Source organism: Phreatobacter sp. (genome assembly GCF_030691135.1).
Taxonomy (GTDB): Bacteria; Pseudomonadota; Alphaproteobacteria; order Rhizobiales; family Phreatobacteraceae; genus Phreatobacter.
The window spans coordinates 1-7,451 of record NZ_JAUYFA010000088.1; the positions used below are offsets into that span (position 1 = coordinate 1).

At 69.2% G+C, this 7,451-nt stretch carries 7 protein-coding genes; 5 read left to right on the forward strand and 2 right to left on the reverse strand.

What is annotated here, in order from left to right:
• Positions 1–431 (reverse strand): ATP-binding protein (locus Q8O26_RS16695; protein WP_305577612.1); only part of this gene is annotated, 431 nt, incomplete at its 3' end.
• A 281-nt stretch (positions 432–712) separates the two neighbouring features.
• Between Q8O26_RS16695 and Q8O26_RS16700 the strand changes: the two genes are divergently transcribed.
• Entirely contained in the window at positions 713–2,509 is a 1,797-nt protein-coding gene (locus Q8O26_RS16700; protein WP_305577614.1) for a diguanylate cyclase, read from the forward strand.
• 22 nt (positions 2,510–2,531) lie between these two features.
• On the opposite strand, the gene Q8O26_RS16705 is transcribed toward Q8O26_RS16700, so the two are convergent.
• Positions 2,532–2,978: a host attachment family protein gene (locus Q8O26_RS16705; RefSeq protein WP_305577616.1), complete on the reverse strand. Its 447-nt coding sequence runs from the start codon at positions 2,976–2,978 to the stop codon at positions 2,532–2,534.
• A 187-nt stretch (positions 2,979–3,165) separates the two neighbouring features.
• On the opposite strand from Q8O26_RS16705, the gene Q8O26_RS16710 reads away from it, so the two are divergent.
• From Q8O26_RS16710 to Q8O26_RS16725, 4 genes are all read left to right on the forward strand, one after another.
• On the forward strand, positions 3,166–4,353 hold the full coding sequence (locus tag Q8O26_RS16710; protein ID WP_305577618.1) for a lytic murein transglycosylase: 1,188 nt from the start codon (positions 3,166–3,168) through the stop codon (positions 4,351–4,353).
• A gap of 54 nt (positions 4,354–4,407) precedes the next feature.
• A complete protein-coding gene (locus Q8O26_RS16715; protein ID WP_305577620.1) occupies positions 4,408–4,953 on the forward strand; it encodes a chlorite dismutase family protein in 546 nt (181 codons plus the stop codon).
• A gap of 104 nt (positions 4,954–5,057) precedes the next feature.
• A complete protein-coding gene (locus Q8O26_RS16720) occupies positions 5,058–6,260 on the forward strand; it encodes a lytic murein transglycosylase (protein ID WP_305577622.1) in 1,203 nt (400 codons plus the stop codon).
• A 135-nt stretch (positions 6,261–6,395) separates the two neighbouring features.
• Positions 6,396–7,451 (forward strand): SGNH family hydrolase (locus Q8O26_RS16725; protein WP_305577624.1); only part of this gene is annotated, 1,056 nt, incomplete at its 3' end.

The window sequence follows — 7,451 nt, forward strand, 5'->3', positions numbered from 1 at the left end:
CAGATTCGCATTTCGAGCCAGTCGGACAAGGCGTTCACCACCGACACGCCGACGCCGTGGAGACCGCCCGAGACCTTGTAGGAGTTCTGGTCGAACTTGCCGCCGGCATGGAGCTGGGTCATGATGACCTCGGCCGCCGAAATGCCCTCGGTCGGGTGGATGTCGGTGGGGATGCCGCGGCCGTTGTCAGTGACCGTCACCGAATTGTCGGCGTTCAGCGTCACGGTGACTTCCGTGGCATGGCCGGCGAGCGCCTCGTCGATGGCGTTGTCGACGACCTCGTAGACCATGTGATGCAGACCCGACCCGTCGTCGGTATCGCCGATATACATGCCGGGGCGCTTGCGGACCGCGTCGAGGCCCTTCAGGACCTTGATGCTGTCGGCGCCGTAATCGGCTTCGTTGATCTCGGTACGAACGGGTTCGGCCATGAGCCTCGGTCTCTCCTTCGGCAGGCGCAACGCCGTCACGGTGGCCGTGCCAGCCTTGCGAATCGGTCCGGCATTTTAGCTGGAACGCGTCAGGGTGTCCTCACGCGCACGCAGGCGCGGGGAAACCCGACCGCCTTTCCTTAGGCGCGAAAGGCGGAGAATGAAAGGCAGGGCGAACGTGCGGGAATTTCACGAATCGGGAGCATATTCTACAACCATATTCAGGATTGCTTAGCGCCCGCTTGGTACTCACGGGAAGCATCACCGGAACGATCGATCGCGTGCGTTTTCGAATTCAGCATCTCCAATGGTTGGGTGGCATCGTCGCTGCCGCGGCATGCGTCGCGCTCGGCGGCCTGTCGCTGCAGACCAATTTCGCCGATCACGCGCGCTACCAGCGGGGCACCGACCAGCTCGCCCGCTTCCAGTCGGTCCTGGTCGCCGCCAATGCCATCTCCGCCGAGCGAGGACCGGCCAACGCCGCCATGGGCGGTGCAGAAGAGAAGCGGTCGACGCTGGCCGCTGCGCTGGCGGTCAAGCGGACCGAGACGGACAACCGGATCTCCGAGATGGAGGCGAGGTTCATCGGGGAGCGTGGCCGCTTCGGCGACATCGACGCACTGCAGTCGGACATGCGCCGCCGCCTCGACGCCGGACGTCGGGCTGTGGACGAGGTCATCGCCAGGCCCGCCGCCGAACGCAGCGGCACCCCGATCAGAACGGCCATCGAAGCCATGTTCGACGCCGCCGACGCCTCGGCTGTCCTGCGCGACCGGCTCGGTCGCGAGATCGTGGCGGTGACGCCGCAGGTCGCGACCCACATCCTGCTGAACTCGCTCGCCGGCAACCTGCGCGAGCAGACCGGGCGGCTCGGCTCCTATGTCGTCATGCAGCTCTCCGCCGACCCCGAACAGCGCCGGCAACTGGAGGTCCAGGTCGTCTCGACACGCGCCCGCCTTGAGCTGATGTGGCGGGCCCTGGCGAGCTATGCCGGCGCCGTCCTGCCGGATATCGGCGTCGATGAGGCGATCACCGCCGTCGAACGGGACTATTTCGCGACCGCCCTGCCCTATGCCGAAGGGGTCGCGCGGGACAGCTGGCTCGGGACGGCGCCCGACGCTGATACGTTCACCCGCGCCTATGTACCGGGCATGAGGCCCGTCGAACTGCTGCGCGATCGCATCGCCGCGGCCTCCCGCGCGACCATGGAGGCGCTGCGCCACCAGGCCCTGCTTCTTGTGCTCGCCTCGCTGCTGCTGACCGGTGTCGCCATTGTGGCGATCGTGGTCATCGCCCTGATCTTCCGCGACGGCCTGTTCCATCCGTTGCTGAACGCCCACCGGCAGATCGTCCAGATCGCCCGCGGCGATCTCTCCGATCCGCCGCCGATCCGCAATATCAGCGCCGAGGTCCGGACCATGTTCGCCAGCCTCGACCTCCTCCGCGAGCAGCAGCGCCAGCGCCTGCAGCTCGAAGAGGACCAGCGCCTGATGTCGGAAACCCTGCGGCACCTGTCGGAAACCGACATGCTCACCGGGCTGCTCAACCGCCGGGCCCTCACCGAGGCCGCCGAACGGGCCCTCTATGAATCGGACCGGCACGGCGCGCCGGTCTCGGCGATCCTGTTCGACATCGACCACTTCAAGGCTATCAATGACGGGCATGGCCATGCCGTCGGCGATCTCGTGCTGAAAACCATCGCCCATGATCTGCGCGCCGTGGCCGGAGCGGAAGTCGCCTTCGCCCGCCACGGCGGCGAGGAAGTCCTCCTCATGCTCCCCGACACGCCGAAGGGCGCCGCCCTCGCCCTGGCGGAACGTCTGCGCCGCGCCATCGAGGCGATGAACATCAACACGGTTCCCGGTCTGCGGGTCACGAGCAGCTTCGGCGTCGCTTCCCGGTCGGCCGGCGCGATGATGTCCTGGGAGGAACTGGTCGCGACGGCCGATCGCCGCCTCTACCGGGCCAAGCAGGAGGGGCGAAACCGCGTCTGCGACAGCGACGAAAAGCCGGCCGCGCCCCGGGCCGTGGCCTCCGAGGCGACATGGTACCCGCAGGCGGCCAAGGCGGCCCGCTGAACCCGCTCTCCGGGCCGCGCCGTCACGCCGAGAGGAGTTTCTCGATCTCGTGGATCGGATGCGAGGTCAGGTCCTTCGGGACCTCGGCGGTCACCCGGTCACTGACCTCCTTGTGGAAGGCCTTGCGCAGATGGCCGAGCACCTTCGGCGGGGCCACCACGATCAGCGCCTGGAAATTGCCCGCATGGGCGTGCTTGTAGAGCCGCTCGGCGATCTCCTCGACGAAACGGTCCTCGGCCAGTTGATGCCAGTCGGTCTGTTCCATGGCGCTGCGCTGGGCTCCGGAACTGGCGAAGGAACGGCCCGGCCGGTCGGTGCCCTGGTCGCGCGTCGCCGGGTTGTCCTGAGCGAACACCTGCTCGACCTCGAGATTGACACGTTCGGCATCGCCCTTGTTGCGCAGGAACAGGGCCTTGGTGCCATCGCCGACGAAAACGAGAGCCTCGTGCGGAATCCTGATCTCGGTCATGTGTGGTCCTCCATTGGCATCGCCTGACAAACCGCCCGCGATCCCCTTCGTTCCGGCCCGTGACGATCCGTCCGGCTGACGGGATGCCCGGCCGCCTTATCCGCGCTATCTTTCTGCGCGACTCACAGCGCCCTCCATGCGCTCGATCAAACTGGCGCCCCTTCACGCCGGACCCTCGGGAGCCGTCATGACCTCCATCACCCGCCGCAGCCTCGTCGCCGGCGCCGCCACCCTCGCCCTGCCGGGCCTCGCCGGACCGGCCGAGGCGCGCTCCTTCGAGGCCTTCGTCGCCAGCCTCTGGCCTGCCGCCTCCGCCGCAGGGGTCTCGCGGGCCGCCTTCGACCGCGCCTTCGCCGGCGTGCAGCCGAGCCCCCGCGTCGTCGAACTCTCGCAGCGCCAGCCGGAATTCCGCCGGACCATGGGCGACTATGTGGACGTGCGCGCCTCCAACAAGCGCGTCACCAACGGCCGCGCCGCCCTCGCCGAGCACGGCGCCACCTTTTCCGCCGTGCAGAGCCGCTATGGCGTGCCGTCCGAGATCGTCTGCTCCATCTGGGGCAACGAGACCTCCTACGGCACCTCCCGCGGCGACCACTACGTGATCCAGGCGATGGCGACGCTCGCCGCCGCCGGCCGCCGCACCGACTTCTTCCGCCGCGAGCTGATCGCCGCCCTGCGCATCCTGCAGTCCGGCGACACGACGCCGCAGAACATGATCGGCTCCTGGGCCGGCGCCATGGGCCATGTCCAGTTCATGCCGACGAGCTTCCACGCCTTCGCGGTTGATTTCACCGGCGACGGGCGGCGCGACATCTGGACCTCCATCCCCGACTCCATGGGGTCCGCGGCGAACTATCTGCGCCGCAACGGCTGGACGCCGGGCGTGCCCTGGGGCTTCGAGGTCCATGCCCCGGGCCTTGCCGGCAACCGCTCGCAGCGCAAGAGCTTCGACGGCTGGGCCGTGGCCGGGGTGCGCCGCATCGGCGGCGGGCCGATATCCGGCGGCGCCCAGGCCTCGCTCTGGAAGCCGGCGGGAGAAGAGGGCCCGCATCTGCTGGTGACGAGCAATTTCAACGTCATCAAGCGCTACAACAATGCCGATTCCTATGCCCTCGCCGTCGCCCATCTCGGCGACCGCATCAAGGGCGCCGGTCGCTTCTCGAAGCCCTGGCCTCCCGGCGAGGGTGGCCTGACCCATGCCGACCGCGAGGAGATCCAGACGCGCCTCAACCGCCTCGGCTTCGACCTCGGCGACGTCGACGGCATTCTCGGCGACAAGTCCAAGGCGGCGATCCGCACCATGCAGGGCCGCTTTGGGATGTCGCCCTCAGGCGAGGCGGACAGGACCTTCCTGGAGCGACTGCGCCGGGGCTGACGCGGGGCGGCGTCTGGCACGCGGCTTGAATGCCCGGACCCCGACGAGGTCGCGATGACGGATCCCCTGGCCATTGCCTTCACCGCCGGCGAGACCGGTCCCTGGCGCATCGCCGCCTGCACGCCGGTGACGGGGACGGCCCTGCCTGCCGCGCCGCGTCTGGCGGTGACCGCGGCCGGCGCGGCGCCCGGCGGGGTCTGGACGCTGATCGGCACGACCAGCAACACCCGCTATGCCACCAGGGCCGAAACCGACGCCCTCGCCGCACGGCAGCAGGGGCTCGGCCGGCCGGCCGCGACCTGCGCCGCCCTCATCCCCATCCGCAAGTCCGCAGCCTGGTGGGCGCTGGCCCAGGACGAACGGCGGGACATTTTCGAGGCGCGCTCGCGCCACACGGCCATCGGCATGGACTATCTGCCGCAGGTGGCGCGGCGCCTGCACCATTGCCGCGACCTCGGCGGCGCCTACGACTTTCTCACCTGGTTCGAATATGCCTCCGATGACGCCGCGGCCTTCGAACGGATGGTGGCGCGGCTCAGGGCGACCGAGGAATGGCGCTATGTCGAGGCCGAGATGGACCTGCGTCTGGAGCGTGATTGAAGGCTCTGGACCAGCCGACACGACCGTGCCTTAACTGTTCATCAAGCATGCGCGTTGTTCCACTGGAGCCAGGACGGGGGCGTTCGGGACGTGAGGCGCTTGGCATGAAACGCGGATATGCTTCTCCGGCGGTGCTGACGGTGGTCGCCGCTCTCGCAGCGACGGCGCCGGCCGCCGCGCAGGGCAGCTTTTCGGATTGCCTGAACGGCCTCGAACAGCAGGCCAGGGCCCGTGGCGTGCTGCCGCAGGTCTTCCAGCAGGCGACATCCGGCCTGACCCCGGACAATTCCATCCTCTCGCTGCTCGACCGCCAGCCGGAATTCTCCCGCCAGCCCTGGGACTACATCAACGGCCTCGTCGCGGCGAACCGCATCGCCGAGGGACGGCGCATGCTGCAGACCCACCGCGCCGCCTTCGACAGGGCCGAGCGCGAGACCGGCGTCGACCGCCACGTCATCGCGGCCATCTGGGGCATCGAGACGAGCTTCGGGCGCACCAAGGGCAATACGAGTGTGGTGCGCGCCACGGCGACGCTCGCCTGCTACGGCCGCCGCCAGGACTTCTTCCGCGGCGAATTCGTCGCCGCGCTGCAGATCATCCACGAGGGCCATGTCTCGCCGGCGAATTTCCGCGGCTCCTGGGCAGGGGCCTTCGGCCATACCCAGTTCATGCCCTCGACCTTCCTCAGGGCGGCACGGTCCGGGTCCGGATCACAGCGCATCGACCTCATGGGCTCCGTGCCCGATGCGCTGATGTCGACCGGCAACCTGCTGCGCGCCGAGGGCTGGCAGGCCGGCCAGGGCTGGGGCTACGAGGTGGTGGTGCCGCAGGGCCTCGACTTGGCGCTCGCCGGCCGCGAAAGGCCGCAGACCATCGCCCAGTGGGAGGCCCGCGGCGTGAGGCGGGTCGGCGACCGCGCCTTTCCGCGGAAGTCGGATCAGGCCTTCCTGCATCTGCCCGGCGGCGCCAGGGGTCCGGCCTTCCTGATGCTCCCGAATTTCCGGGTGATCATGAAATACAACAACTCGGAAAACTACGCGATGGCGGTCGGCCACCTCGCCGACCGGCTGCGTGGCGGCGGCGGCTTCGCCCAGCCCTGGCCGACGGCCGAGCGGGCGCTGTCGCAGCAGGAGCGGATTGAACTGCAGCAGCGCCTCGCCCAGGTCGGGCTCTACACCGGGACGGTGGACGGCAAGCTCGGCGCCGGAACACGGGAAGCGCTGCAGCGCTTCCAGGCCCGCGCCGGCATGCCGGCCGACGGCTTCCCCACCGCCGCGATGCTCCAGAGGCTGCGCCGCGGCGGCTGACGACGGGGATAAATTCCGCCGCTCCGCAGAATCTTTGCGGCGGAATCAGCCGATCTGCGGTGATCGTCGACACGAACTTGTCCCCGAATTCCCGGCCGGTGCTAGAATGCCCTGGTGTTGGACGAGGAGCGCGGCATGATCGTGATCGGGTTTCGCAAGTGGATGGTCTGGGCCTGCCTCGCCCTGGCGACTTTCGCGGCGACGCCGGCCGAGGCCCAGTCGTCCTATGTCGACGACCGCTACCCGCATCTCTTTGCCCCGCGCGACCAGCGCCCCCGCATCATCCGGATCCCTCAGGGGTCGCGCAACGTGACGCCGCGCGTCGCCCGTCCGGCCGAATCCCTGCGCCCGCAGCGTGAACAGGCGGCAGCGCCGACCGCCACCGACAGCGCCGAAGCCGTCGCCCCGGCCGCGCCCACGACCTTCGTGCTGGTCATGGGTGACAACCTCGCGGAATGGCTGGCCTATGGGCTGGAAGAGGCCTTCGAGGACGTTCCCGAACTCGGCGTCGTCGACAAGACGCGCCTGTCCTCCGGCCTGACGCGGCCCGAATTCCACGACTGGGTCCGGGCCGTCCCCGAGACGCTGGCCGCCCAGGAGAAGGTCGATTTCATCGTCATGATGCTCGGCGCCAACGACCGCCAGGCGATCCGCATCGAGCGCGAGGCGATCGACCCGGAAAACGAGCGCTGGCGCGGCCTCTATGCCGAGCGGGTCGGTCAGATCATGCAGGCGATGAAAACGCGCGGCGTGCCGGTCTACTGGGTCGGCGTGCCGCCGCTGCGCGGCCAGCGCACCTCGGCCCACATGCAGATGCTCAACGCCATCTACAAGGAACAGGCCGAGAAGAACGGCGTCAATTTCGTCGACGTCTGGAACGGCTTCATCGACGAGCACGGCAACTACACGCAGTTCGGGCCCGATTTCGCCGGACAGGTGCGGCGCCTGCGCACCGCCGACGGCGTGCACTTCACCGTCGCCGGGGCCCGCAAGCTGGCGCTCTTCCTCGAACAGGACCTGCGCCGCGACCTGCTCGGGCGGATCACGCCGGCACTGCCGTCCGGCGCCGACCCGGCCGGCCTTCCCCAGGCGGATCTGCCGGGCGCCCCGCTCCCCGTCGCGCCGCGTCCCGCCGCCGGTCCTGTCCTGACGCTGCACGGGACGCCGACACTGCCCGCCGGCGCGGCGCCG